The sequence below is a fragment of the Moorena sp. SIO3B2 genome, assembly GCF_010692525.1.
In the GTDB taxonomy this organism is placed as follows: Bacteria; Cyanobacteriota; Cyanobacteriia; order Cyanobacteriales; family Coleofasciculaceae; genus Moorena; species Moorena producens.
In genome coordinates, this window is sequence record NZ_JAAHHE010001011.1 from 1 (window position 1) to 1,010 (window position 1,010).

Below are 1,010 nucleotides of genomic sequence, written 5' to 3' on the forward strand. Positions count from 1 at the left end.
CGGCGCGCTGGCCGTAGGCCACGCGGGGCGCGTTCGCTGGCCACCTAATTTATTGGGTGGCTAACTCTCGCTCGTCAGTTTTCTGTTTAGAAACCCCCTGTCTAATTACGGGGGAGGAAAAACAAACATCAAGCGCGGTTTTAACCGCTGCCCAGGTTGGCGCTAAGCCCAGTCTATGGGCAAGGGGTGCGCTGACATTAGAAATCCTGTGGTGATTAACCTTTATCTATTGTGTATCTATTGTGATGCTATTTGACTTTTACTCGCCTTAAAAGCAGTGGGAAATAGGGGAATAAATTCCCGGTGTCCTTATTCATAGATGGGCTGAAGCGATCTAGTTAACTTCTTCCCATTCTTTTCTAGTGTAGCCATGGACAACTATAAACTAAAAATTGATCATGTTGGTGATCAGCTTTGAACTGATATTCCAACAGGATCGGTTTTGGTATATCCACTGGAACCATAGGAGGGGATTGATCCCCTCGCTGGTTTTTATCCCTGCTCTAAAGACATAGGGCTTTCCATTGCTAGTTTTTTGGTAAAATCACCTAAAATCCTCACTTCTGGCTCTAAACACAGTGACCAGTGCTTTTCTACTTGCTCCTGTATATGGTGGATCATGCGGAAGATATCGCTAGCCTTAGCATCACCACAGTTAAGTATAAAGTTGGCATGGCGTTCAGCTATTCTAGCACCACCAATTTGGTAGCCTTTTAGACCAATTTGTTCAATTAGCCAACCAGCAGCATAAGGATCAGGATTGCGGAACACACTGCCACAGCTAGGTAGGTGGTAAGGTTGGGTAGTGTGTCGTCTTGCCAAATGATCCGATGTCAATGAGCGCACCTGTTTTGGGTCAGCACCCGGTTTTAACTGAAATGTGGCCTGGGTGACTATGCGATCGCTACCTTGAAGGATTGAGGTGCGATAGCTAAAGCCTAGGTCTTGGCTAGTGAGTTGCGCCATTGAGCCATCAGGGGATAGAACATCTGTATGAAACAGAAGATCAG

Annotated in this window: 1 protein-coding gene; it reads right to left on the minus strand. The window is 46.3% G+C overall.

The window, feature by feature from the left end:
- Positions 1-492: 492 nt before the first annotated feature.
- On the minus strand, positions 493-1,010 hold a 518-nt coding region (gene murB / locus F6K38_RS43110), incomplete at its 5' end, for a UDP-N-acetylmuramate dehydrogenase (protein WP_287361077.1).